The organism is Psychrobacter sp. PP-21 (assembly GCF_033790785.1).
Lineage (GTDB): Bacteria > Pseudomonadota > Gammaproteobacteria > Pseudomonadales > Moraxellaceae > Psychrobacter.
In genome coordinates this window covers 14,085-38,488 of record NZ_JAMYEB010000007.1, presented here as the reverse complement: position 1 = coordinate 38,488, position 24,404 = coordinate 14,085, and the positions used below count along the sequence as shown (strand labels likewise).

Below are 24,404 nucleotides of genomic sequence, written 5' to 3'. Positions count from 1 at the left end.
CTCACTTACGTTATATTATTGATATGAAATAAACTCAGTGCTCAACTATACGCCGTACTGCTCACGGTAATGTTGCATTTTGGCTAATTGGGTCGCGTCTTTATGTTGGCTTTTATCACTTGCCAAATAACTGATCAAGTCATCAATATCAACCAATGCACGTACAGGCACTTCTAGTGTCGCCGCAAGCTCTTGGATAGCAGAGTGTTCAGCTTGACCTTTTTCTTTGCGATCGAGCGCAACAATAATACCCGCAACACTCGCTCCTGCCTGCTCCAAGATCTCGACCACTTCACGCATGGCTGTGCCTGCTGTAATGACATCATCGAGTACCCATACCGCTTTGCCAGTCACATCTGCACCCACTAAATTACCACCTTCACCATGGGTTTTGGCTTCTTTGCGGTTATAACCCCATTTGGCGTTGATACCATGATGTAACCATAACGCTTGCGCGGTCGCCGCGACAAAAGGAATACCTTTATAAGCCGCACCAAAGATGACCAACTCTTGCTCATCGTTTTTGTCATCTGCTGCACGCACTTGCTCTGCTAACGCGTCTGCGTAACCACGTGCTAGCAGCGATAACATCTCGCCAGTCGCAAGCAGACCTGCATTAAAAAAGTACGGGCTGATGCGACCAGATTTGAGGACAAACTCACCAAACTTTAGCACATGGTTATCTAAAGCCAACTGAATAAATTGATGAGATGAAAACATGGTATCTTGCTGGTATGGTGCGTGAGGCATTATTACATTCCTATCAGTAAAAAGAGGGGCAAAAAACTGGCATTATTGTACGCATTATTGGTCAACTTGACCAACCGTTGATTTCATAATCCTGCATGTTGGCATAGCGAGTTAGTAAACCACTACGCGACGAGAGGTTAAAGTAGCTCTGACCATCTGCGCGTACTTGTATCTCCCAGCCCAAATGATATGCAGCAGCAATGATGTGTCCTGCAAATATTCGAATCTGGCGGTATGCATGTTGCTGCGCAGGCTCACAGACGATTTGACTAAGCAAATAACTACGCACATATTGGCAGATTTGTGCGGCACTATAACTGTGATTGATACTTTTGCGAGTAGTACATTGCTTGAGCACATGGACAGCGACGCTACATGCCATAATATCCGTGACCAAGCTGCCCTCACCTGTCTCAAACTGCTGTGGATGCAAAATCACTTGCCAGTCATCTGCATAGATACTGCTCAGCAGCTCATCAGGGTTGTAACGCTTTACTAGTGCTCGTAGAGAGGCTGAAGGCTCATTAGCGCTGCTATCGTTATCTGGCTCAGTCTTTGCGGCACTATCAATAGGTGCAAACCCATAGCGATGCAGCTTTGGATAGGCGCGAATGGCCTGCTGAATGTCTGACATATCTAGTAATGTCATACCCGATAACGGTGATACTAATGGCTGCTCACTGTGATTCTGATAAAAACTATCAGGTAGCTCGATGAGCTGTGCTGCACTAAGTAGTGACAAATGCTCGGCCAACGCTTCTGATGCTATTAGCTCCCACTTCGACAAGCTGGACTCAGTCGGCTGATAAAAACGCGTCGAGTTACCATAAAGCCGACGCAGTTGACCATCTAGGCGACGCGCAGGCTCAGGAATATCACTTAGGGGGCGAGCAGGATCAAGAGGCGATCGTTTGGGATCAAAGTTGGGATGGACAATCGCAGGCTGGTGCGAGTCAGCTAGCAGAGACGATTGCTCAGTCTGTTTTTGGACATGACCTTCTGCAAGCTTACCGCCTTCTGCTGCACTATTAGCATTAGATAAGCGGTTATCAGAAGTAGAAGGCTGGGTCATGAAATCTCCATAGACTATAAAATATAAAACAAGTAAGAGCGAGTGAACAAAACGGCTATATTATATTTGAAAGCATTCAAATGTCCTTAAGAACTTACTGTTGATGATCCAAAATATCACGATACCCTATCTGCCAGTCAGCGTACTCAAGCCAAGCTAACGGAATATTGCTGTGCAAGCGCTTTCCTGTCACTGATGTTTTTTCGTCATCAATAGCAGGTGCTGTTTCGCCGATTTGCTCACTCAGCCAAACGCCAAGCTCAAAAGTGGTTACAGGCCTGTAGTCTGTTGCAATATAAAGCGACTTTGGTACGTCTATCCTCAATACATTGGAGATGATAGTAACCAAATCACGGTCCATGATACGGTTACTCCAGTGCGAGGCTGCTACTGGCTCTTTTTGTGGTTCACGAGCTTTGCGTAGACGCATAAGTCGCGCGCGCCCATAGATACCGCTCGGACGGATAATAATTACTTTATCACCGAAGCCCTGTTGTAGTGCTTGCTCTGCTTGCAATATAACCTTTGATGCGTCGCGCGCAGGCGTGATGGGTACAGTATGTTCATCAATCCACTCACCACTGTCCTGTCCGTAAACACCAGTAGAGGAAATAAATACCACGCGTTCAAGGTTGACTAGTTTTGAGGCAAGGGTTGCCAAATGCTGGTTAATCGCCAAATAGCTATCGTGATAGCCGCTAGCCGAATACTCATCAGGGGTGATGATAATAGCAATGTGGGTGAATGTGTCTAACTGTGCCGCGGTTAAGGTCAATGCATCCGCTTGCAAAAAATTAGCGCTATCTACTAAAGCATAATGCTGACGCTCACTGCGCGCAAGTCCCGTCACAGAGAAACCTTCTCGTGCAAGGGTATTAGTGACCGGTAGGCCGATATCGCCTTGTCCAATAATTAGTAAATTATGCGTACTCATGCAGCATTTTCCTTTTAGTGTAACCCTTACCAATACAATCACTACAGCGTTCAGCATCGACTTTTTCTATAATAATATTAGCTAAACCAAGATTCAAAAGTATCGTCTGTACGACAGCTGTATGTCGTCATTGGCATCGACGCGCTCTTGCCACTCATAGTTGGCATTGATACGTAAGGCTTGTTTTTTATCGATATCGTATTGCAGCCCAAGGCTTGATATCGGCTGCCAGTAATGATCCCGGACGTTAGACTCATCGCTGCTGCCATGATACCAATATGGTAATTGTAATTCAGCTTGCGCACGTAACTGATTGTTAATCTGATAACGACAGCCCGCATTGACACCAGCACCTACGCGAAAGCCTTTATTGAGACCTCGCCCTGCTTGCGCGGTACCCGCCAAAAACGTATAGCATAGCTGCGGCGGCATCTCACCCGTACCTGTGCTAGGTGTGCCAAACGCCCAAGACCAGCCTGTCTCATAACCCACGCTACCAACCAAATGGTCTATGCCCGCATCTTGTGACCCATCATTCACTCGTGTCGCCTCGATACTTGCGCCCCATGTTTTGCCTTTTTTGGCAGAATTGACAGGATTAAAAGAGCGTCCTCGAATCAAGGTGGCGTTTTGTAAGACCACACGCTCGGCTTGACTGCCCTTATTATCATCGGTGTTATATAGACGCACTGTCGCCGCCAAACCTTCTAAATTAAAAAACTGCGGATACCCTGCAACATGATCAAGCGTATCATGAAACCCAGCTCTAAACCCAATATCAACATAGTCGTCATCGCCGCGTTGCCCTATACCGATAGTGCCAAGCTGTAGTGGATGCCTGTCTACTGGATTATTATCTGATGGCTCGATTTGACGCTTGAGTAATGCCTGATTGTCGTCTGACATACTCGATATAGCGTTGAGCTCTGCAGATTTTATTTGGTTAAGTGTTTGCTTAGCACTGTCTTGATAGCCTAATTGCCTAGGGCTTAAATTTTTCTCGTTGATCTGCGCTTGTCGCAAGGTATTATCGGCAGGTGTGTACATGGTACTTGCCAAAAGGTTCTGTTTACCTAACAGTTGAACCACATCGGAGGGAACGACAACATAAGCCATTTGGCTCAATAGACTCTGCTGCGGGCGAACCACGTCGATAAGTCGTAAAATCTCAGAGGAACAGTTGTCCGTAGTAAAGTAATACGGCATTTTTAGCCCTTTGGTTTCCCACACATGGCGCATGATCTGTTGTACTTCACTTGGGGTCAAATTCAATTGATACGTCCACGTATCACGCTCATCGTCTTGTAGATACTTTGCCAGCTTTTCTGGATAAGGATCAATCTCTATAGCACTGTCATAACGACCTATCATAGATTTGGTCGCATAAACTGGAAAGCTATCATCTGGATCACCATCAACCGTATAGTTGAGTGCATACGCCTGACTGATCTGATTGGGGTCTGCTACGCTCGACTTTGAATCAATACGCAGTAGCGTGTGACCAAAAGCAGAGAGTGGGTTGTCCAAATACTCCTCAGCAAATACAATGGATAGCTGCTCAGGTGCCAGTGTCGACATCCAATCATCCAGCTCTGGACACTCAGCCGATAGACGCGCATCATCAATAGCCAACGTTTCTTTTAGCCATGCCACTCGCGCTGGAAAACGGCACAGAATAGAATCGTTATTCGCTTGAATATGAGTTTCAGTAGTGGCTTGGTTGTTATGGATAGGAGATGTCGTTTCTTTTGCAAGAGCTACGAGCGTAGCATCTAGCTCTGCTGCTGCATCTTGCTGACCGCGCGTGCTCAAAAAGAAGCTTGGATCATCAACCATACTCTTCGTTTGCTTTTTTGCAAAAATACGGTTTTGGTCATCATAGAAGTACAACATACGTCGCCATGTTGTATGCTGTGCTAAATTGTCAGTTTTTACCTGCTTACGCCATGTTGAAAGTAGCTGCTCTGTCGTTATACTGGAACCAGAGTTAATGTCATTTTGAGCACCCTGCACAGCCTCATCCGGATATGCCATCTGGATAGGTACAGTAGCATTTGAGTCAGTAGGGGGTAATTCAGATGACTGTAGATCTTCCTCTATGACAGATAAAGGCGTTGGCAAAAATGCCTGTGCGGGTGCAGAGAGTAGTAACGCTGCTACTGCCAAGGATAATGGTGCTTGCGGGTTAAGTCTCATCAGATTACAGTCTCCAAACACGAACTTTAGTTCTATGGATATGAGGTAAGCCCTCACACGTTATTACTTAGACGCCATTATTTACACGTTATTAGCGTGCCTAAGATCTACTGGATCAGGGACGCCGATAACATATACAGTCGACTATCCTCTAAGCCAACTGGATAAAAAGATATCTGACGGCTACTTTGATAGGTCATCTATCACACTACTATGAATACTATTACAAAAAGAGAGCGTCATGCCCACCTTATCAAACGCCACATCATCTACGCCGCCAATGACTATCAAAGATGGGGTATTATCCGCAGCGACGTGGCTGACTTCACCGAACTACAATAGTCGACCACAAGATGTCAATGTCGATGCGATTATCATTCACAACATCAGCCTACCACCAAACGAATTTGGGGTTTGTGACTCTAATGACTTACATTATGTAAAAGCGTTGTTTACCAATCAACTAGACTGGGATGCGCATCCTTACTTTCAGACGATCAAAGGGGCAGAAGTATCAGCACACCTGTTTATCGAACGTGATGGCGCTATCACCCAGTTTGTCAATTTCAACGAACGTGCGTGGCATGCTGGACGGTCGAGTTACTTGGGACGACCTGAATGTAATGATTATAGCATTGGCATCGAGCTTGAAGGGTCAGATTTTATGCCCTTTACTTCTGTTCAATATGAGACGCTTGCAATGGTAGTCGCAGCTGTCTATAACGCCTACCCCAAAACACAGCGACATTTGACAGGTCATAGTGATATTGCGCCAGGACGCAAAACGGATCCTGGTGATTATTTTGAATGGGCAAGATTGCGACATCTGGTTGCAGAATTATCTTAAAACAGCGCCTCCCTGTCATAAAGGTGATTTCCATACCCAATCCATTTATCTCAGTGATGAAAGTGCTATAATTCGTCAGTTTTTGCAGTAGCAAGTCAGTATACAACCTCGTACGCAACCCTATAAACACATTGGCAAGATAGGTTCTCATGGCAAAAAGTCGGTTATTTCGTTCAACCATGGTGGTCAGTAGCATGACCATGTTGTCTCGTATTTTGGGTTTGGTACGCGATATTGTATTGTTAGGCGTTTTTGGGGCTGGTGGGTTGATGGATGCCTTTTTGGTCGCCTTCAAAATCCCAAACTTTTTGCGACGACTGTTTGCCGAAGGAGCTTTTAGCCAAGCGTTTGTACCTGTACTGTCTGAGTACAAAGAAAAATACAGCTTACAACAGGTACAAATTTTAGTCAGTCGCACCTCAGGCGCACTGCTCATGGTGTTGTCGATGCTGACAGTAGTGGTCATCTTGATCGCACCTTGGGTAGTCACATTGTTTGCCCCTGGATTTGCTGATCAGCCAGACAAGTTTGCTATCACTGCTGAACTACTTCGCCTCACCTTTCCTTATTTGCTATTCATCTCTATGACGGCTTTTGCCAGTGGTATTTTGCAAAGTTATGGCCGTTTTGCAGCACCTGCCTTTGCCCCTGTGCTGTTGAACTTATGTATGATTGGTGGTGCGCTCATTTTTGCGCCGATGTTTGATACCCCCATTATGGCGCTTGGCTATGCCGTGGCAATCGCAGGTTTACTGCAATTCTTGATACAACTGCCGCAGCTCTGGCAACAAAAACTACTGGTCGCGCCCAAGATTGACTTTCAGCACGAAGGCGTTCGTCGTATTTTGAAATTGATGCTGCCTGCTATCTTTGGTGTGTCGGTTACCCAGATTAACTTATTATTAAATACGGTTTTTGCATCGTTAATGATTGGTGGGTCGGTCTCTTGGCTCTACGCTGCCGAGCGTATGAGCGAGCTACCATTGGGATTAATTGGCGTAGCGATTGGTACGGTCATACTACCGAGTCTATCCAAAAGCGAAGCACAAAAAGACGATGTCAATTTCAAAAAGACCATCGACTGGGCAGCTCGCCTAATCATCTTGGTAGGTATTCCAGCTTCGGCTGCACTATTTGTGCTCGCAGATGTATTGATGCAGGCGCTATTCTTACGCGGTGAGTTTACCTTACGTGATGCACAGATGAGCTCGCTCGCCCTACGTAGCATGGCAGGTGGTATCTTAGGATTCATGTTGATCAAAATCTTTGCGCCGGCTTTCTTTGCACGTCAAGACACCAGAACCCCCGTAAAAATTGGCATCATCTCTGTCATTGCCAATATGGTCTTTAGTGTGATCTTTATTGGGATATTTTACTTTTTAGAGATACCATTACATGGTGGCTTAGCGCTAGCTACGACTGGTGCTGCGTTCGTAAACGCAGGTTTGTTGTATTACTTCTTACATAAACGCAATATTTTCCGTTTTGGGGCTCATTGGAAAAAACTGTTTACACAGTTTGCCATTGCGACTGCCTCTATGATTGGCGTCCTTTATCTCATGCTGCCCTACTTCCCCACCAATGATGCTCAGTGGCAACGTATCATTGCCCTCATAATTATGTGTGTCGTGGGAGCGCTCGTCTATGGCGTGGTATTGTTGGCAACAGGCTTCCGCCCTCGCCAGCTAAAACATGGATAGGTCAACGTGCATATAAACCAAACTCCAGAGAAGTTGATAATTGGCTTACCAAACCAAAACAAGCTTCTCATGAGAAATGACAATGCGTGCGACGGTTAGTTGTCATAATTGGTTATGAATGAATAAACGAAACTTGAGGTTTAATATGACAACAAAACGGCCTATTCAGCGCTTACCATTTTTACTGATCACTGGCGTGCTGAGCGCTGGACTACTGCTGAGCGGTTGTAGTAATAATGACTCTGCCGATGTAGATACTGCTAACCATACTGAAACCACTACAGATAACGAAGAGATAGCGGCTGCCGCAGATACTTCAGGTACTTCAGACGAGACCATGTCTGAACAAGAAGATACAGTAGGTAGTACTAGCGATACGGCAGTAGTGTCAAATGATGCTGAAAATGAAACCATGATTGATAATGACAATATCAACCCAGTTACTGCTTCAACTACACAAAAAAGCCTAGTAACCAATCCGACTCAAGCGGGCACGCCAGAGGACACGGTCAAAAAAGCATTGAACAGTTTGTATTATGGTGAGGTAAAAGACGCCGTATCATACTACCAAGTCGATATGGCAAATTTTGAAGAAGAGCTTGCCAATACTCAATCAGCATTTCAACAAACTGTTGAAGGCGTTACTATCACGGACACTCAATATAGTGACGACAAAACTCGTGCTACTATCACAGGTGAGCTAATGCTAAAAGGACAGAGCGAACCTGCGCCATTGACCTACCAGCTACAAAAGATAGAAGGCCAATGGAAAATTTTGGGTTAAGGTGATTCAGGCTTTTTACACATTGTCATCTAAGGTTACTTTTTTGCCAAGCATCACAACATCAGCGATAAACCCATCCATATCGCACACTTCTGGCATATACCCCCATTGCTCAAAGCCAAGTTTACGGAACAGTCCTAAACTTGGCTTATTATGAGCGAAGACAAGCGCAACGATATTGTTAATCCCCAAACTTGGCGCTTGCGTCAACATCCAGTGCGTCAATAGACTACCCAACCCTTTGCCCTGGTAGTCTTTATTCAGATAAATACTGATTTCAGTGCTGATATGATACGCAGTACGCGCATACAAATCACTAAAGCTACCCCATGCAACTATGAGTGGTTTTGTACTCTCTTCCTGATGGTTTTGTTCAGGCAATGCCTTTACTACATAAATCGGTCTTGTCCAACTCTGTAAATGCTCATCAAACCAGGCTGTACGCTCATCAACCGTTACCAATGCTAAGTTTGCCGTGGCCTGCTTACCAGGGATACTTTGATTATAGATTGCTAAGACTTCTGCTAGATCTTCTCTACTCGCGCGCTGCACAACAAACTGATCGGTTAGCTGATATATTGATAAATCAGTTGTGGTAGCGTTCAAGGCAACATCAGACATAAGATCTCCATATTTATTTATATTTTTTGGCATTACTCATCACAGTCACACGGGTAACACAAAAAGGTGCAGACCTTTAGACTCATAGAAAACAGGCGTTCTAGGTAGACCGTACTTGCATTATCCATAGACTATAGGATGTTAGTGCGGCTATTTTACTTTATAATGGCTAGTTTTAGACACATCGATTTTAAGCATAGATGTATTTTTTTCGTTTTTTATCTGGCCTTATCATAGCTGAAAACTTATGAAAACCTATTTTCTCGAGCAACTGATTGCACCACCTAGCGCCGCATCTACTGGCGATAGCTCAGTAGAGTTGCCGCCTTGTGTACTCAGTATCGGTAATTTTGATGGCGTCCACCTTGGTCATCAAGCGATGCTGGCACAAACGCGTGATATCGCAAGCACCAAAAATCTTACCGCAGCAGTCATGATATTTGAGCCGCAACCGCGTGAGTTTTTTGCGCCGGCCAAAGCCCCTGCACGTCTGACCAATCTAGCAGAAAAGCAGGCACTACTAGCAGAGTATGGGGTTGAGACCTTAATTGTGGCAGGGTTTGACACCGATTTTCGCTCACTCTCAGCGCAGGCATTTGCAGATATACTGGCCAAGCGTCTTAATGTAAAAGCATTGGTACTGGGTGACGACTTTCGTTTTGGACATGATCGTACTGGTGATAGTCAGTTTTTGCGTGGTTATGGTTTGGATGTGACCAACTTGCATACTGTCACTGATAGCAGTACTGATCATGGCAGCACTAGTAACAACGATATTGATAATACGAGCAACGATGGTGTACGGATCAGCTCTACGCGTGTTCGTGATTTATTATTAGCAGGCGATATTCATACTGCCAACAGACTGCTTGGGCGTGATTACGCTATCACAGGGTTGATTGTTCGTGGTGACCAAATCGGTCGAACGATAGACTTCCCTACAGCAAATATCGATTTGCAGCGACTAAAACCTGCGCTGCATGGTATTTTTGCAGTGGATGTCGTGAGCTTGGATGACAATGGTGACGTCATACCTGATGGTCTCACTACTCTTGCTACTGACGGTAATACGGGTGTTGTAGGGTTACGTTCACATAGCTTGTTTGGCACGGCCAATATAGGCAAAAGGCCTTCGGTTGATAAGGGTGATGACTGGCGACTAGAAGTACATTTTCCAGAGTTGCAGGCTGATCTATACGGACTGCGTGTAGAAGTGCGCTTTTTGCACTTCTTACATGGTGAGCGTCGCTACGATGGCTTGGAAGCATTGAAAAATGGTATTAACCAAGATGTCGCTGATCTACTTGAATGGCGTAACCATCAAATATAGTATTTGATGTTACTTTATCTACGAAAAAACCCCACAATACTATCAGTATCGTGGGGTTCTTTATATTGATTCTATGCGTTATTAAGCATCAGGGTGCAGACGAACATTCAATTCATCAATTGTCTCTACCCATACCGCATCTTTGCTCCATTCTTCTTGCAAAAACATGCGTTGGTTGTCATTCCAAATATCAGATTCTGTTAACTTTTCTTCTTTTGCTAATTGATTATCTTCGATAAACTTATCAATCGCTTCATCAGAGCTCTCTAAACCTAACTGAGCAAATAGCTCATTCATATTATATTCTGGTTCACCCAACATACTTTTCTCCTTAAATGGCACGTGTAAAATCATAGTTATTATTCAAATTAACACGTTTATTGTAGCAAGCTTTATTCTAATAGCTGTTAATCCACGTTTATCTAACGTTATCAATTGTATTAACGGTAATCGGCACATGGCCATTTGAAATTGTAGATGAGGTTACTCGCACTTATCCTATTGCCATTTGGCTTAATATCACAAGCACAAAAAAAGCCCTCATATCTAAGAGGGCTTTTTTATGTTCTTTCTACTTATCACCTAGCTTGAGCTAGCAATATAAAGGCTACACCTTATGGTAGTAGATGTGCTACTGCATCACGCTCTTCGCTAAGCTCTTGCTCAGTGGCAGCCATTTTCTCTTTAGAGAAATCTGATGATACATCAACGCCGTCTACGATAGACCAATCGCCGTTAGTACAAGTACAAGGGAATGAGTAGATAAGGCCTTCAGCGATACCATATTCACCGTTTGAGTAAACACCCATAGATACCCAATCATTCTCATCAGTACCGAGTGCCCACGTGCGCATATGGGCGATAGCAGCGTTGGCAGCGGAAGCTGCAGACGAGGCGCCGCGAGCTTTAATGATAGCCGCGCCGCGCTGCTGTACTTCTGGGATATACGTGTTTTCGTACCAATCACGATCAACCAACTCTAGCGCTGGTTTGCCATTGACAGTCGCAGCCGTTAGGTCTGGATACTGGGTCGATGAGTGGTTGCCCCAGATGGTCATGTTTTTGATGTCATTGACAGTGCTGTCTGTCTTTTCAGCCAGCTGTGCCATCGCACGGTTGTGATCTAGGCGAGTCATGGCAGTAAAGTTACGTGGATCTAGGTCTGGTGCGTTACGCTGAGCGATTAGCGCGTTGGTGTTGGCAGGGTTACCGACGACCAATACTTTTACATCACGGCTAGCGACTTCGTTTAATGCTTTGCCTTGTGCTGAGAAAATCGCAGCGTTGGCTTCTAGTAAGTCCTTACGCTCCATACCTGGGCCACGTGGACGGGCACCGACGAGTAACGCGTAGTCAGCATCTTTGAATGCCACATTTGCATCATCAGTTTGGACAATACCAGCCAACAATGGGAATGCGCAGTCTTCTAGTTCCATGACCACACCCTTTAGGGCATCAAGCGCTGGTGTGATTTCAAGCAATTGCAAAATAACTGGCTGATCTTTACCTAGCATCTCGCCAGATGCAATACGAAATAGCATCGCGTAGCTGATATTACCAGCGGCACCAGTGACGGCAACACGTAAAGGCTGTTTCATTGACATTGAATACTCCCTAATTGATGATTGGATAATGCATAGTTTTAATTGATGATTATCATTATAGATATCGACTTGTTTGCCGCATTGCAGCATACATAAACCGAGAGCTAGTGTAGCACTTCATCACAGCGACCGTCTAGATACAGTCATAGACCCATCAGGGACTATATTGTTACATTTTATACGAAAAGAATATCTATAAGCTCAGAGCCTATAAATAAAGGGCTGTATAATTTTTAGATACGGTCCATAGTATGTTTTATTGCTATGAGACGAGTAAATAAGAGTATAAAAATGACAATGTAATACGGACAAGTTTACTCAGATTTTATTAAAAACAGTACCGAAAAGGATGTAGAAAAAGAACGGTAGACTATCTAAAAAATAGTTAAATAAAAGCCTATCTGCCCCCTGAAATGATAAATTGGCTACCGCAATTATCTACAACATTTTGACAAGAGTCAAAACGGCTACCTTCATAACAGACATGTATATCAGTCAGGATTGACTGACGGCGACTGCCTTCTTGGCAGATAAGATCAACGCTACTCGATGACATGCCACTGTTCAGACGTGTCATTTGACTGATAAACCGTGATTTAGAAACCGTATAGCTGTTACCCGTATTTAGCTCATTGGGTAACTTTAACCCGCCTGCATAGTTGGTGATTTGGCGAAAGTAACTGCTCGCACTGAGTGGACTACACGCGCCGTAACGCTGCCACGTTTGGCTGCGTACTGTTGTGTCAGGCATGATACGGTTGACGACTTTTAGTTGTAGAGGCGTTAATCGCGGCTCACTACCGCGTCCACAACGCTCGCCGTATCCCATGTCTAAACCTGACACTGTCAATGAATACCCTTCTAGACACTGGCGCATGCGAGCTCTGGTCGGCTGCATACTGCATAATGCAGGTGTCATCTCGATCATCAATACGCGCTGACCTGTTTTATTAGTGCTAGCAGCATGTGCTGGCATCAGCATGAGGCCTTGTATAAGTAACAAGGCACCGAAGCTCGCAGTCGTATTGATGTTATTCATGTGTTGCCTGCCTATCAAATTCGTACGAAACTGCTCTAAGGAATTGGATGTTTTAACTTTTGCGTTTGGTTGTTCTCTCATATGTAATAACGGCTGCGCTTGAGTCGGTAATGAATAGTTAGCTTTCGACGATACGGACAGTTTGAAAAATTTTTTGATCATAAGACTAAAGGTAATTAGCAGTGGTAAAACATAGAATGCTACTCGAATCACCGTGTCCAAAACATTAAACATAGCACAACTTCAGAGTAAGGCTGAAAAAATATGGACACTAACTAAAGTAATGTTAACAAAACGTCTTTTTTAATCTATAGCAGAAACGTAAACGTTGTCGCCTTCGTCAAGAATTGCGTACTGATCAGACAGGTATTTATCAGATGACTATGTATGAAACAACTGATAAACGACTACATATAAAATAACGGTCTATAAAGTCATTGATCACTGGTCAAACAATCTAGTGTACAAAAATAAACCACTAACAAAAAATTATTAGTGGTTTATTGTTTATAACATCACTGGCTAAAATGAAGCAGGCACTGTACCCATACGCTGACTAATTGGCTGCCCACGACCCAACAGACTGCTATAAATAGTGGCGTTTTCCATCACGTGTTTGACATAGTTACGTGTCTCAGGAAATGCAATCGACTCTACATACTGATCTGCGGCCAGCGAACCATAAACTGGCTGCCAGCGTTTGGCGTTATTGGGACCAGCATTGTAGCCTACGGTTGCCAATACTGGCTGATAGTTTAGCTTGCCTAAGATATCACCCATATACCACGTACCATAGCGGATATTGGTATCACCGCTATTGGCACGGCTCGCACTATACGTCTCGCCTAGGTTACGAGCGATATATTTTGCGGTATCAGGCATGACTTGCATCAGTCCACTCGCGCCTACGTTTGAGCGCGCAGAGGTCACAAAGCGACTCTCTTGGCGCATGATGCCATAAGCCCACGCTGGATCAATGCCCGCTGACTCGCTATAACGTACCACTGCACTCTGATGCGGCATTGGATGCGAAAGCGCTAAGCTATTGACTCTATCGGTATTATCCACCGCATAGATCGCTCGATCGAGCCAGCCCATATCATAAGCCTGACGAGCAGCAGCTATGATTAAGTTGTCATCACGCTTATCACGCGCTTGTTTTACTGCCCAGTTCCATTCGCGGTTGGCATACCCTCGGCTAGCATCAGAATTGTATAAGGCAAAAGCTCGAGCAAAATTACCATCTTGCATGACACGAGCGCGGTCAGCGGTACTGACATTAGGCAAATTGCTACCACCGAGACGGCTAGCATCGAAACGTTGACCGATTCTATCTTTTGCCATTAGGCCATAGTAATCATTACTTTTTGCGATATTTTGATACATTTTTTTGGCAGTATTACGCTTGCTACTATCGCTTGATTGCTCATAAGCACGAGCCAGCCAATACTGCCACTGCGCCTCTTTCTGAGTCTCTCCATCCATTTTTGAGATGGCTTCTACGACGTCATCCCAGCGACCGAAACGAATCGCCGCCATGGCATAATCTTCTGCTTCTTCAAAGTTAAAATCATTGTCTAAGCTATTGCGAAACCACTCCACTGCTTCAGCATTAAAGCCATCATCTGTATTGTGGTTCATGCGCTTGACGCCAAGCGTACGATACGCATAGCGGCGGGTTTCGTCGTTTAATAGTCTGACTGAGCGCTGATTGTCTTGTCTAATATCAAACTCTAACTGGATCGCCGCCTCGCGATAAGACTTGTCAGCGACTCGGCCGATTGCGTATAAATACAGGTATTGATTGGTCTGGCTGGCAGGTTCACGGCCAAATCGACTAAAAAATGATGATGGATTGAGCTGAATTTCGCTCAGCGCAGAATAAGCAATCGGAGTACCTAGGCGTGAGGACAATGCCATGATATCGCCTGTTTTGCCAGTGCGTAGCATACGCTTGAGACGAGAGGCGCGATCCTGATTGCTAATCAGCGCATTATTATTCATCTCCATCGCTAACTGATCGCACAACGCAGGCTGCTTTTTGGTAGTCAGCCAGACATCAGACTTGGCTGCCATAGCGCGCATGGTGTCACCGCCATTGTTGAACCCAAGTGCAACCGCACAGCGCTCGCTAGCATCAGCATTGGTAATGAGATTGGCAACTTGTCTGACCGAGGCATAATCATTAGAACCAGCCTTAGTTTCAGCATAGTCAGCCACTAGTTTTTCCGCCATCACCGTGTCTGGATACTGACGCACAAACTGTGAAACGGCCGCTGAGCTTTGTGAGTTCAAGTCTAAATTCATACGCCAGTAAGTAGGATACATGGCAAACAAACCACCGCTCATGACTTGCTCATAGTTATAGAGCTCACTCACGTCACCACGGTCTGCAGCAATTGCAGCACCCATAAATGAATCAATACTGGTGTCTTGCTGATAATTTTGCTGGTAGTTACTTTCTTGTTGGTAACTCTCGTTATCACCCCACGTCAGCTCCGCGCAGGCAACTTGCGATACACCAAGCGCGCTCACTGCGGTCGCCACGCTGAGTGCACTCATGCGTAACGTCCCCACTGTAAGTCGTTTTGACATCTGCTTTTGACTGGTAGATTCTTCATCCTTGATGCTATGCGCAACACGCAACTTTGTCATACTGACTCTCTTTATTGTCTCTCTACGAGTATTTGAATAACGGTTCGCTAAGTACCGCCAAGGGTATAGCAGTCATCATACTATACTCATTGTGCTTTCAACTATCTCCTTTACCTTTTGTTAATAAATAGGACAGCACGGTGTAACATAGAAGTGATGAAGAGTATTTATTTCGGTAAAAAACCCCACTAATAGTAGTAAATAATTGATACTACTATGAATTATTTGTCTTATTGACGGCTGATAGTCGATGCTAATTTTTCACATTGGCACCAGGTTGTGATAAAATACGCCACCTGTTAATCGGCTACTCCGCTATATTTTTGGTCAATCATGGACTTATCCTTATGAGTGTTACTGTATTCAATCCCCGCATCGATGACGATGCTGTTGCTGAGACGACTGTCACTGCACGTGCTGTCACCGCACTCAAAGAACAAAGTTCAGCCCAAGCACCTGTCGAAAAATCAACGACCAAAAAAGTCTTTGTCACCACCCAAGGCTGCCAGATGAATGTCTATGACTCTGGCAAAATGCTAGATGTATTGGGTGACTCGCATGGTATGGAAGTCACTCATAATATCGATGAGGCCGATGTACTACTGATGAATACCTGCTCTATTCGCGAAAAAGCGCAAGAAAAAGTCTTTTCAGAACTCGGCCGCTGGCGCAAGCTAAAAGAAAAACGTCCTGACCTTGTCATTGGCGTCGGTGGCTGCGTAGCCTCACAAGAAGGCGATAACATTCAAAAGCGCGCGCCTTATGTCGATATGGTGTTTGGCCCGCAAACCTTGCATCGCCTGCCAGAGCTATACGATCAATCAAACGAACAGCGTGAAATCGCGCCTAAAAACCGTATCGGTACGATTGATGTGTCATTCCCTAGCATCGAAAAATTTGATTTCTTACCAGAGCCAAGAGTAGAAGGCTACAAAGCATTTGTCTCTATCATGGAAGGCTGCTCAAAATATTGCTCATTTTGCGTGGTACCTTATACCCGCGGCGAAGAGTTATCCCGTCCACTTGATGACGTATTGGCAGAGATTGACAGCCTTGCCGCTCAAGGTATCCGTGAAATCAACCTGTTGGGTCAAAACGTCAACGGCTATCGTGGCGAAAAAGACGATGGCAGCATTTGCCGTTTCGCTGAGCTGTTGCACTATGTCTCGCATGTCGATGGTGTCGAGCGTATTCGCTATACGACTAGCCATCCGCTAGAGTTCACTGATGACATCATCGATGCCTACGCACAATTGCCAGAGCTGGTTTCACACTTACATTTACCGGTTCAGAGTGGCTCAAACGCTATCTTGGCAGCGATGAAGCGTAACCATACAATCGATGTTTATATTAACCAGATTAATAAGCTAAAAGCCATTCGTCCAGATATTCATTTATCGAGTGACTTTATTATTGGCTTCCCAGGTGAGACCGAACAAGACTTCCAAGATACATTGAACTTGGCAAAAGAGTTGAACTTCGATCACTCTTATAGCTTTATCTACTCTAAACGTCCAGGCACGCCAGCCGCTGAGTTGCCAGATGATGTAAGCTTCACCACCAAGAAAGCTCGCTTGGCTGAATTCCAGAAAGTCATCATTGACTCAACGCTTGCCAAAACTCATGAAATGGTCGGCACTACGACTCGCGTCTTGGTTGAACAAGTCGCCAACCGTCATCCTGATTGCTTAATCGGTACGGCAGATAATACTCGTACCGTCATGTTCCCTCATGATGTTGAGAAAATGAATGAGATGTTGGGTAAACTCGTCAGCGTACGTATTACTGATTTCGTCAGCCCGCACATGGTGAAAGGTGAGCTAATCGAAGTATTGGCTTAGTGGTTAAGGTAACAATGGTTAAGTTATAAGTTTGAGCAAGAATAAAAAAGCCGTTCACTATAATAGCGAACGGCTTTTTTGTGCGTGGATGTCAGCCAGCGTTATTTTGATAGCCAGTCCGTCTGACGCAATTGCTGTTTGGTCTCACAGCGGCATTTTAGAATCAGATTATCGATATTTTTTACACCATAAAACTATTTATAACTTCAGCTAATAAAGCAGCTGCAATAATGATAAATATTACTCCGCAACCACGATTGAGCCAAGCTAAGCGATTACCAACATCGAGCCAACTTGCCAGCTTTTTGCCACCTAGCGTATATACAATCTGCCAAATCGTTTCACTCAAAAACAAGCCGATGGTCAATAGGACATATTGTGGCCATAGTGGCGCACTGAAATTGATAAATTTAGGAAAAAAAGCAGCAAAGAATAAAATAGCTTTCGGATTAGATAGTGATACCCAAACGCCAGTACGAAACAAGGTCGTGTTGCTCGGCGCTATTCTAGTAGCAGCACTAGAGAGCGAACGCGGCTTTGGCACATCAACCCTACCTTCCGAGGTAGCATAGTCAGCATAGTCGGCCTCTACCTCCGCACTCAACTCTTTGGCATCGCTCATCAAGCTACTGTCGCCAGCATCGCGCCAAGAGCTGATACCCAAATAGATTAAGTATACTGCACCTACGGCTTTAATGATTGTCAGTAGCCACGGTGACTGACGACTGATTACATCCAATCCAAGCAGTGTCGATAGCAGTAATACAAACAAGCCAAGGCTCAGACCTGCCAGCGTCCATAAGGTTCGTTTGACGCCATAGTTCATGCCATACTGAAACGCCAGTAACATATTGGGACCTGGCGTCGCGGAAATCAAAAACGTACTTGCGAAAAATACTGCAAACAGATGCCAAGACATCAACCCACCTCTACTGTTTATATATCAGCGGCTCTGATGCGATCCGCTACACTGCCAAAAAATAAATACCGCCATCTAGGCGGTATTATTTGTACTTGCTCATATTATATACATATGTTTATTATTTACTTGTGCAGCTCGTTAGTAGTTTTTGCAAAAAAGCATCACAGCGTTCGATTTCGATGAGTTCGACATATTCATCTGCTTTATGCGCTTGTTCAATACTACCAGGACCACAGATAATCGTTGGAATACCTGCATTGGTAAACTGACCGCCTTCTGTGGCATAGGCGACTTTATGACGCTCGTCATCCCCTGTCAGCGCAGCGATTAACGATTGTAACTCAGCGCTATCGCTATCGGTCATGGCAGGGACGCTTTCTTCTTGCATGAGCTCAATGCCCGTCTCAGGCGCACGTGCTTGCATTTGGGCATTTAGCTCAGCGACTTTTGCTTGAATCGGTACCAATATATCGTCTTGCGTCATGTGCGGCAGATTACGATAGTCAAAAGTGAACTCGCACAGATTGGGTACAATATTGGTAGCTGTGCCGCCGTGTATAGTCCCTACTGATAAGGTAGAATAAGGCACGGTAAACAATGCATCCCCGTCTTCCAAAGCGTCGTTACGAGCGCTCAGCTCTTCAGCTAGCGTATCGACATAGCCTACCAATTTGCTAGCATAGCTGATTGCATTGACCCCTTGAGCAATCAAAGACGAATGCGCTGATTTGCCATGGACACGGCAACGATAAACCGCAATACCTTTATGTGCGACCACCATCGCCATATTGGTGGGTTCACCGACGATACAGTAATTAGGCGTGATGCCACGCGCTTTTAAGTCTGCCAAAATCAATGGTGCGCCCAAGCAGCCTACCTCTTCATCGAACGACAGTGCCAAATGCAACGGACGTCGCAACTGACCACTATTCGATAACTGCACGGCTTGTGGCAATATCGTCAGCGCACAAGCGATAAAGCCTTTCATATCACACGCACCGCGTCCGTATAGTTTGTCACCACGTATCGTCGCGGTAAATGGCTCTGATGTCCAGTTTTGACCATCGACTGGCACCACATCAGTGTGACCAGACAGCACAAGACCATTGTTTACTTGGTCAGCATTTTCGCCAGCGGGTACGGTCACAAACAAGTTAGCCTTGGTTTTTGCCTCGTTAAAGGTCAAATCCACCGCCAAACCCAACTGCTCACAGTACGCTTGCACGTCTTCAATCAATGCTAAGTTGGAATGTCGACTGACCGTGTCAAAGGCGATCAAGCGCGTTAGCCAATCAAGGCTATTACTCGGGTGTGTAGCATGGCTTAACTGTTCGTCATTGCTAGCATTGACATTAGTATCTTGGATCATAAAATATCCTTATTACGATTTTTAAGAGCTATTTCTCACAAACTACTTCTTAAAAACTAATTCTCACAAACTATGATTGATCAGATTCGTCTTATGATGGATTGTTATGATTCATCACATCCACCACTGGCGGCATTGGTTTTGGTAACTTGCCTTCTGCTTGTAGCTCTTTGGTGGTTTTAGCATCGATAGACAGTCCAGCAATCAACGCAATGTCTTTCACATGCTTGCGTTTACGCGTCGCAAAACTCACTGGCACCATACGGGCAAACTCGTAGATATAAAGATAAGACTCTTCCCCACCTTCGAAGTCTTCGTCTTCCTCTAAACGAATCGCCCCAATCTTAGCCAAATCTGAGAGCATCTCGTTCTCTTCACTGGTCAAACCACAATCGGTAATACCAAAACCGGTCATAAACCCGTTCGACCACTGTTTCAATGCCATCACGCGCTCGTACAAATCATGTTCATCATCAGGGATAAGCGGCATGTACGCATAGGCATCATCTTTGTCTTTTAACTGAAACACGGTGTCCTCTGCTTCTTCTGCCAATAAGGTCAATGCAGCCTCTGGTAGTGGTGCAAAGCTCAGCTCTTCGAACACCTTTGCCCAAGTGGCTTCATCAGGTGCATTACAAGCGGTCATAAGCCCTGTCATCAAGCCATGCACTTCGCTGATGGACACATCAGTCCAGTCATCAAAAGCCGTTAGCCAAATATTCCAGCCAGAGATATTATCATTCATAACAGATGTCCTAGTAATTGAGTATGACTCATAAAATAAAAAGAAACTCGATAAAATGTCAGGGACAGATTACCGGTAAATAAAAGTAAAAAGACCAAATCTCGTGCTTGTAATTACTTTGTTGATATAGATATTATGCGGTCACCTATGGCATTATTAAATGCAGCGAACAAAATTCATTCACGCTTACTTGTTAAGGATAAAAACTGACTATGTATGATCAACTTAGAATATTAGAAAAAATGGTACTCGACATCAAAAAACAGTATCAGCTTGTCAGTGCTGAACTTAGCAGCCTAAAACAAAACCCTGTTACTGATGCAAAAGAAGTCACCGCCCTAAAGACTCAGCTTGATAGTAGCCATAGCGAACGTGATGGAGCCAAAAAACAACTGAATGATCTCGACAAACGCTATCAAAGTCTCGCTGAAGCGCATCATATGATCGGTGAAGAACAAGACAAGCTGCAAAAACAGATCAGCCAACTACAACAACAAAACAGCGAGCTGCAAAAACATAATAATGAACTAAAGCAGCAGTACAGCGATATCAAACATCAAAACAGTGAGCTGCAAAAGAAAAATCAGCTGGCAGCTGAGCGCACGCAAGTGGTATTACAACGCCTAACTCGTATCGATCAGGCAGAAGGCTAATTCACCCTCTAGTAGAGGTAGCATGCAAAGAGATACTGTTTGTCAAACTGCCACTTGTTATATCTCACATCACTCATTTCACTGACCAGACATTGTAGGATTTATCATGACCGATGACCAAAGCAAATCGATAGAAAAGCAGCCAAAAAACAACCCAACACCGCACTCTCAAGCACCAAGCAAAGGATTGCCAGCCCAAAAATCAGCTCAAGCAGGAACCACCGCATCAAGTACAGTAGCGAAAGCCAATACCAAGACAACGAATACACCTGAACCACAAATCAAAAAAGTAGATATTGCGATTGCAGGGGTTACCTACCCTATTTTTTGTCCTGTACATGAGCAAGAAGAGCTACTATCAGCGGTTTCTTATATAAACAACTATGCACTTGACCTAAAAAGAGAAGCGCCAAGCTTGAGTCAAGAAAGCATACTGGTACTGTGCTGCTTAAACTTATACGAAAAAATCCATGCCAATCAGAGAAGTGATGAAGATCGCCTGCAACACGAGAAACAATCACAAGCATTGCTAAATAAAATCATGAAAGATGCACACTCGATTTTATAAACTGATAGGTAATGTATAGTAGCGCTTAGGTCATGACGACTAAGCGCTTTTTTATGCGACCAAGCAACCAAGCATTGCTCTGTCATGACCCTAATTATGAGTAAGGCTGATAGGTTTTGCCCGCATGAAAATCCGCTTGATGCTCATAATTGCAAAAGAACAACTCCTGACTGCCTGTAATATCAGCTGCTGTATTACCATCGCTAGTTGTTCCTAAGCTAGGCTTAGTTTCAAGTACGCCGCGATATTCAGCCAAACTATGACCGCAAAAATTGCACTGTCGCGGTGTGGTGATATCTCCTTCTTGTGGCATCATGCTTCTGGGTGCTCGTGGGTACATAAACTTATAAAAAGCCCACATTGAAGCCCAGATAATGAGAATGACAATAATAACGGCAAACACGGCTGTGCTCCTTTGATTACGGATAAGCGTGATGGCTATCAAAAGCAACCAAGCTAATAGCTGTACAAAAACTGGCTACGCTAATGACTGTTTCATACGCTTTGATAACGTAAATTTTACCGTCAATAATGGTAATGGCACAATGCCTTTACCGTTTAATTACCATTGACCGTAGGTAACAACCCATGACAATAGAAAATGACGCTGGTCCATAACCACAAAAAACTGGCCACATTGAGCCAGTTTTTATCAAAATCTACGATTAAAGATTGACCGCTACAGCTGTAGCTCACTGATATCAGCTACGGTCAAGAACAGAGCGCGAACCTGCTTTAATAGTGCCAAGCGGTTATTCTTCAATGCCGCATCGTCGCTATTGACCATGACATTATCAAAGAACTGTGTCAGTGGCTTATCTAAGCTCGCTAATGTCTGCAATACTTGGGTGTAGTCTGCTTGCTCAAGCAACGGTTGTACCCTCGTCTGTGCTTGCTTCACATTTGCATATAGATTTTGCTCAGCAGGCTCAGACAGTAGCGCTTCATCAACCGTGTCAGCAACACTGGTTTCTGACTTGGCCAATATGTTGGCTACCCGCTTATTAGAGTCAGCCAACATCGACGCCTGCGACAACTCGCCAAATGCTTGTACGGCACGGATACGCTGATCAAAATCGAGCGGCATATGCGGATTAATCGCTTGCACTGCCTGAATCGTATCAACGCTGACGCCTTGCTCTGTATACATCGCACGATAGCGCGAGTTCAAGAACGCCATAACCTGAGTAAAGGTATCGCCCATCTTAGCAATCTTGCTGCCCTCGGCATTACTATAGCCTTTAATCGCCTGCTCAACGAGCGCTACCAAATTAATAGGCAACTGCTTTTCAATCAAAATACGCAAAATACCAATGGCAGAACGACGTAAGCTAAACGGATCTTTTGAGCCCGTTGGTGCTTGGTCAATGGCAAAAATACCAACCAATGTATCTAAGCGATCAGCCAATGCTAAGCAAATACCAATTGGTGTTTGCGGCAGCACATCACCACTAAACTTAGGCAGGTATTGCTCTTCTAAGCTTGCCGCAACTGCTTCAGGCTCTTCGTTTAAACGCGCATAATACGTGCCCGCGATACCTTGCAATTCAGGATACTCACCAACGAGTGAGCTGGCCAAATCTGCTTTGGACAAGATACCAGCACGTACAGTGTCATCGACATTGATATCGTGACCTTGCTGTTGCATCAGTGTGGCGACAAATGCTGCAAGCTTAGCAATACGCTCAGATTTCTCCCAGATCGTACCCAGCTTGTCTTGGAAGACGCGCGTTTTCAGACTTTCTGTAAGCGCAAACAATGGCTGCTTTTGATCTTGTAAGAAGAAAAACTCAGCATCAGCCAAACGTGGACGCACAACTTTTTCATTACCTTCAATAATCTGGTTAGGATCTTTTGATTCAATGTTGGTGATAAAGATAAAGTACGGCTGCAGCTTACCTGCTTTGTCGGTCAAGCAAAAATACTTTTGATCGGCCTGCATAGTCGAGATAAGCGCTTCTTGCGGCACTTGTAAAAAACGCGCTTCAAAGCTCGCTCTTAGTGCAATGGGAAAATCAACCAATGCAGTCACTTCGTCCAGCAAGTCCTGCGGTACGATAGCGTCCGCATTGACCTCACCTGCCAATGCTTTGACTTGGTTGTTGATCAGCATTTGGCGTTTATCAAAATCTACCACGACCTTTAGACTGTCTAGCAATTGCTCATAGTCATTGGCATGAGCGATGTTATGATAGTCAGGGCTGTGGAAACGGTGGCCACGAGTTTGCGAGCCTGTTTGGTGCCCTTGAATAGTCGCATCAATAACAGCAGCATCCTGCATCAATACTGCCCATTGTACGGGACGGACAAACTCATTGCGGCTGCTACCTGAGCGCATACGCTTGGCTATCGGTAGGCTATCTAATGCGGTCTGAAAAATAGCTGGCAGTAGCTCCGTAGTTGCTTGACCAGTGATTGTTTGCTCAAAGCCGACATAGTCACCTTTATCGGTATTAATCGTCGTAAGCTCGCTGGCGTCAATACCTAGACCTTTGGCAAAACCCATGGCCGCACGCGTTGGATTACCCTCTGCATCAAAAGCGGCTTTGATTGCTGGTCCGCGTTTTTGCTCAGTACGATCAGGCTGCTTGTCGCTAATGCCCTCGATTTGAATCGCTAAACGGCGCGGCGCGGCAAAGGCTTTGATGCTGTCAAAGCTGATATCAGCGTCAGTCAGCTGCTGGGTGACACTGGCTTGTAAGGCATCACGTAATGGCTTTAGGCTTTTTGGAGGTAGCTCTTCACACCCCAGTTCAAATAGAATAGTACTCATG

At 44.8% G+C, this 24,404-nt stretch carries 21 protein-coding genes; 7 read left to right on the top strand and 14 right to left on the bottom strand.

Annotated features, from left to right (window positions below; genetic code table 11):
- Positions 1–45 precede the first annotated feature (45 nt).
- The 4 genes from pyrE to NJD71_RS07810 all read right to left on the bottom strand — a co-directional run bounded on the left by pyrE (position 46) and on the right by NJD71_RS07810 (position 4,952).
- Positions 46–750 carry an orotate phosphoribosyltransferase gene (pyrE, locus tag NJD71_RS07825; RefSeq protein ID WP_319051407.1) on the bottom strand — a complete coding sequence of 235 codons (705 nt, stop codon included), beginning with the start codon at positions 748–750 and terminating at the stop codon, positions 46–48.
- 61 nt (positions 751–811) lie between these two features.
- Complete coding sequence (locus NJD71_RS07820; protein ID WP_319051406.1) at positions 812–1,822, bottom strand: hypothetical protein; 1,011 nt, start codon at positions 1,820–1,822, stop codon at positions 812–814.
- Between the two features lie 94 nt (positions 1,823–1,916).
- The gene (locus NJD71_RS07815) at positions 1,917–2,756 is read right to left on the bottom strand and encodes an SDR family oxidoreductase (RefSeq protein ID WP_319051405.1); all 840 of its coding nucleotides are present in this window, start codon (positions 2,754–2,756) and stop codon (positions 1,917–1,919) included.
- Between the two features lie 93 nt (positions 2,757–2,849).
- A complete protein-coding gene (locus tag NJD71_RS07810; protein ID WP_319051404.1) occupies positions 2,850–4,952 on the bottom strand; it encodes an Lnb N-terminal periplasmic domain-containing protein in 2,103 nt (700 codons plus the stop codon).
- 241 nt (positions 4,953–5,193) lie between these two features.
- Between NJD71_RS07810 and ampD the strand changes: the two genes are divergently transcribed.
- The 3 genes from ampD to NJD71_RS07795 all read left to right on the top strand — a co-directional run bounded on the left by ampD (position 5,194) and on the right by NJD71_RS07795 (position 8,283).
- Entirely contained in the window at positions 5,194–5,799 is a 606-nt protein-coding gene (gene ampD / locus NJD71_RS07805; protein ID WP_319051403.1) for a 1,6-anhydro-N-acetylmuramyl-L-alanine amidase AmpD, read from the top strand.
- A gap of 149 nt (positions 5,800–5,948) precedes the next feature.
- Entirely contained in the window at positions 5,949–7,499 is a 1,551-nt protein-coding gene (gene murJ, locus NJD71_RS07800; RefSeq protein ID WP_319051402.1) for a murein biosynthesis integral membrane protein MurJ, read from the top strand.
- 145 nt (positions 7,500–7,644) lie between these two features.
- Positions 7,645–8,283, top strand: coding sequence for a hypothetical protein (locus NJD71_RS07795; RefSeq protein WP_319051401.1), 639 nt, complete (start codon positions 7,645–7,647; stop codon positions 8,281–8,283).
- 15 nt (positions 8,284–8,298) lie between these two features.
- On the opposite strand, the gene NJD71_RS07790 is transcribed toward NJD71_RS07795, so the two are convergent.
- Entirely contained in the window at positions 8,299–8,904 is a 606-nt protein-coding gene (locus NJD71_RS07790) for a GNAT family N-acetyltransferase (RefSeq protein WP_319051400.1), read from the bottom strand.
- A 247-nt stretch (positions 8,905–9,151) separates the two neighbouring features.
- On the opposite strand from NJD71_RS07790, the gene ribF reads away from it, so the two are divergent.
- Positions 9,152–10,234, top strand: a complete 1,083-nt coding sequence (gene ribF, locus NJD71_RS07785) for a riboflavin biosynthesis protein RibF (RefSeq protein WP_319051399.1) — start codon at positions 9,152–9,154, stop codon at positions 10,232–10,234.
- A gap of 81 nt (positions 10,235–10,315) precedes the next feature.
- Here the strand turns inward: ribF and NJD71_RS07780 are convergent, their stop codons facing one another.
- The 4 genes from NJD71_RS07780 to NJD71_RS07765 all read right to left on the bottom strand — a co-directional run bounded on the left by NJD71_RS07780 (position 10,316) and on the right by NJD71_RS07765 (position 15,532).
- Positions 10,316–10,555 (bottom strand): DUF2789 family protein, encoded by a 240-nt coding sequence (locus NJD71_RS07780; protein WP_319051398.1) that lies wholly within the window; start codon positions 10,553–10,555, stop codon positions 10,316–10,318.
- A 293-nt stretch (positions 10,556–10,848) separates the two neighbouring features.
- Positions 10,849–11,838 (bottom strand): malate dehydrogenase, encoded by a 990-nt coding sequence (locus NJD71_RS07775; RefSeq protein ID WP_319051397.1) that lies wholly within the window; start codon positions 11,836–11,838, stop codon positions 10,849–10,851.
- 397 nt (positions 11,839–12,235) lie between these two features.
- Entirely contained in the window at positions 12,236–12,877 is a 642-nt protein-coding gene (locus NJD71_RS07770; protein WP_319051396.1) for a hypothetical protein, read from the bottom strand.
- A 522-nt stretch (positions 12,878–13,399) separates the two neighbouring features.
- On the bottom strand, positions 13,400–15,532 hold the full coding sequence (locus tag NJD71_RS07765; protein ID WP_319051395.1) for a lytic transglycosylase domain-containing protein: 2,133 nt from the start codon (positions 15,530–15,532) through the stop codon (positions 13,400–13,402).
- A 347-nt stretch (positions 15,533–15,879) separates the two neighbouring features.
- Between NJD71_RS07765 and miaB the strand changes: the two genes are divergently transcribed.
- Positions 15,880–17,373, top strand: coding sequence for a tRNA (N6-isopentenyl adenosine(37)-C2)-methylthiotransferase MiaB (gene miaB / locus NJD71_RS07760; protein WP_319051394.1), 1,494 nt, complete (start codon positions 15,880–15,882; stop codon positions 17,371–17,373).
- Between the two features lie 181 nt (positions 17,374–17,554).
- Here the strand turns inward: miaB and NJD71_RS07755 are convergent, their stop codons facing one another.
- The 3 genes from NJD71_RS07755 to NJD71_RS07745 all read right to left on the bottom strand — a co-directional run bounded on the left by NJD71_RS07755 (position 17,555) and on the right by NJD71_RS07745 (position 20,409).
- Positions 17,555–18,292 carry a LysE family translocator gene (locus NJD71_RS07755; protein WP_319051393.1) on the bottom strand — a complete coding sequence of 246 codons (738 nt, stop codon included), beginning with the start codon at positions 18,290–18,292 and terminating at the stop codon, positions 17,555–17,557.
- Between the two features lie 121 nt (positions 18,293–18,413).
- Complete coding sequence (gene argE, locus NJD71_RS07750; protein ID WP_319051391.1) at positions 18,414–19,664, bottom strand: acetylornithine deacetylase; 1,251 nt, start codon at positions 19,662–19,664, stop codon at positions 18,414–18,416.
- Between the two features lie 91 nt (positions 19,665–19,755).
- Positions 19,756–20,409: a UPF0149 family protein gene (locus NJD71_RS07745; RefSeq protein WP_319051390.1), complete on the bottom strand. Its 654-nt coding sequence runs from the start codon at positions 20,407–20,409 to the stop codon at positions 19,756–19,758.
- 212 nt (positions 20,410–20,621) lie between these two features.
- On the opposite strand from NJD71_RS07745, the gene NJD71_RS07740 reads away from it, so the two are divergent.
- Positions 20,622–21,062: a hypothetical protein gene (locus NJD71_RS07740; RefSeq protein WP_319051389.1), complete on the top strand. Its 441-nt coding sequence runs from the start codon at positions 20,622–20,624 to the stop codon at positions 21,060–21,062.
- Between the two features lie 106 nt (positions 21,063–21,168).
- Positions 21,169–21,630, top strand: a complete 462-nt coding sequence (locus NJD71_RS07735) for a cell division protein ZapA (protein WP_319051388.1) — start codon at positions 21,169–21,171, stop codon at positions 21,628–21,630.
- Positions 21,631–21,724: 94 nt separating this feature from the next.
- Here NJD71_RS07735 and NJD71_RS07730 read toward each other — a convergent pair whose 3' ends face one another.
- Together NJD71_RS07730 and glyS are read right to left on the bottom strand one after the other, a co-directional pair.
- Positions 21,725–22,033: a hypothetical protein gene (locus NJD71_RS07730; RefSeq protein WP_319051387.1), complete on the bottom strand. Its 309-nt coding sequence runs from the start codon at positions 22,031–22,033 to the stop codon at positions 21,725–21,727.
- A gap of 276 nt (positions 22,034–22,309) precedes the next feature.
- Entirely contained in the window at positions 22,310–24,403 is a 2,094-nt protein-coding gene (gene glyS / locus NJD71_RS07725; RefSeq protein ID WP_319051386.1) for a glycine--tRNA ligase subunit beta, read from the bottom strand.
- Position 24,404 lies beyond the last annotated feature (1 nt).

What these genes read in the sequence shown, in the direction of transcription:
- pyrE (WP_319051407.1), bottom strand. Translation starts at nt 750, where the DNA reads ATGCCTCACGCACCATACCAGCAAGATACCATGTTTTCATCTCATCAA.
- NJD71_RS07820 (WP_319051406.1), bottom strand. Translation starts at nt 1,822, where the DNA reads ATGACCCAGCCTTCTACTTCTGATAACCGCTTATCTAATGCTAATAGT.
- NJD71_RS07815 (WP_319051405.1), bottom strand. Translation starts at nt 2,756, where the DNA reads ATGAGTACGCATAATTTACTAATTATTGGACAAGGCGATATCGGCCTA.
- NJD71_RS07810 (WP_319051404.1), bottom strand. Translation starts at nt 4,952, where the DNA reads ATGAGACTTAACCCGCAAGCACCATTATCCTTGGCAGTAGCAGCGTTA.
- ampD (WP_319051403.1), top strand. Translation starts at nt 5,194, where the DNA reads ATGCCCACCTTATCAAACGCCACATCATCTACGCCGCCAATGACTATC.
- murJ (WP_319051402.1), top strand. Translation starts at nt 5,949, where the DNA reads ATGGCAAAAAGTCGGTTATTTCGTTCAACCATGGTGGTCAGTAGCATG.
- NJD71_RS07795 (WP_319051401.1), top strand. Translation starts at nt 7,645, where the DNA reads ATGACAACAAAACGGCCTATTCAGCGCTTACCATTTTTACTGATCACT.
- NJD71_RS07790 (WP_319051400.1), bottom strand. Translation starts at nt 8,904, where the DNA reads ATGTCTGATGTTGCCTTGAACGCTACCACAACTGATTTATCAATATAT.
- ribF (WP_319051399.1), top strand. Translation starts at nt 9,152, where the DNA reads ATGAAAACCTATTTTCTCGAGCAACTGATTGCACCACCTAGCGCCGCA.
- NJD71_RS07780 (WP_319051398.1), bottom strand. Translation starts at nt 10,555, where the DNA reads ATGTTGGGTGAACCAGAATATAATATGAATGAGCTATTTGCTCAGTTA.
- NJD71_RS07775 (WP_319051397.1), bottom strand. Translation starts at nt 11,838, where the DNA reads ATGTCAATGAAACAGCCTTTACGTGTTGCCGTCACTGGTGCCGCTGGT.
- NJD71_RS07770 (WP_319051396.1), bottom strand. Translation starts at nt 12,877, where the DNA reads ATGAATAACATCAATACGACTGCGAGCTTCGGTGCCTTGTTACTTATA.
- NJD71_RS07765 (WP_319051395.1), bottom strand. Translation starts at nt 15,532, where the DNA reads ATGACAAAGTTGCGTGTTGCGCATAGCATCAAGGATGAAGAATCTACC.
- miaB (WP_319051394.1), top strand. Translation starts at nt 15,880, where the DNA reads ATGAGTGTTACTGTATTCAATCCCCGCATCGATGACGATGCTGTTGCT.
- NJD71_RS07755 (WP_319051393.1), bottom strand. Translation starts at nt 18,292, where the DNA reads ATGTCTTGGCATCTGTTTGCAGTATTTTTCGCAAGTACGTTTTTGATT.
- argE (WP_319051391.1), bottom strand. Translation starts at nt 19,664, where the DNA reads ATGATCCAAGATACTAATGTCAATGCTAGCAATGACGAACAGTTAAGC.
- NJD71_RS07745 (WP_319051390.1), bottom strand. Translation starts at nt 20,409, where the DNA reads ATGAATGATAATATCTCTGGCTGGAATATTTGGCTAACGGCTTTTGAT.
- NJD71_RS07740 (WP_319051389.1), top strand. Translation starts at nt 20,622, where the DNA reads ATGTATGATCAACTTAGAATATTAGAAAAAATGGTACTCGACATCAAA.
- NJD71_RS07735 (WP_319051388.1), top strand. Translation starts at nt 21,169, where the DNA reads ATGACCGATGACCAAAGCAAATCGATAGAAAAGCAGCCAAAAAACAAC.
- glyS (WP_319051386.1), bottom strand. Translation starts at nt 24,403, where the DNA reads ATGAGTACTATTCTATTTGAACTGGGGTGTGAAGAGCTACCTCCAAAA.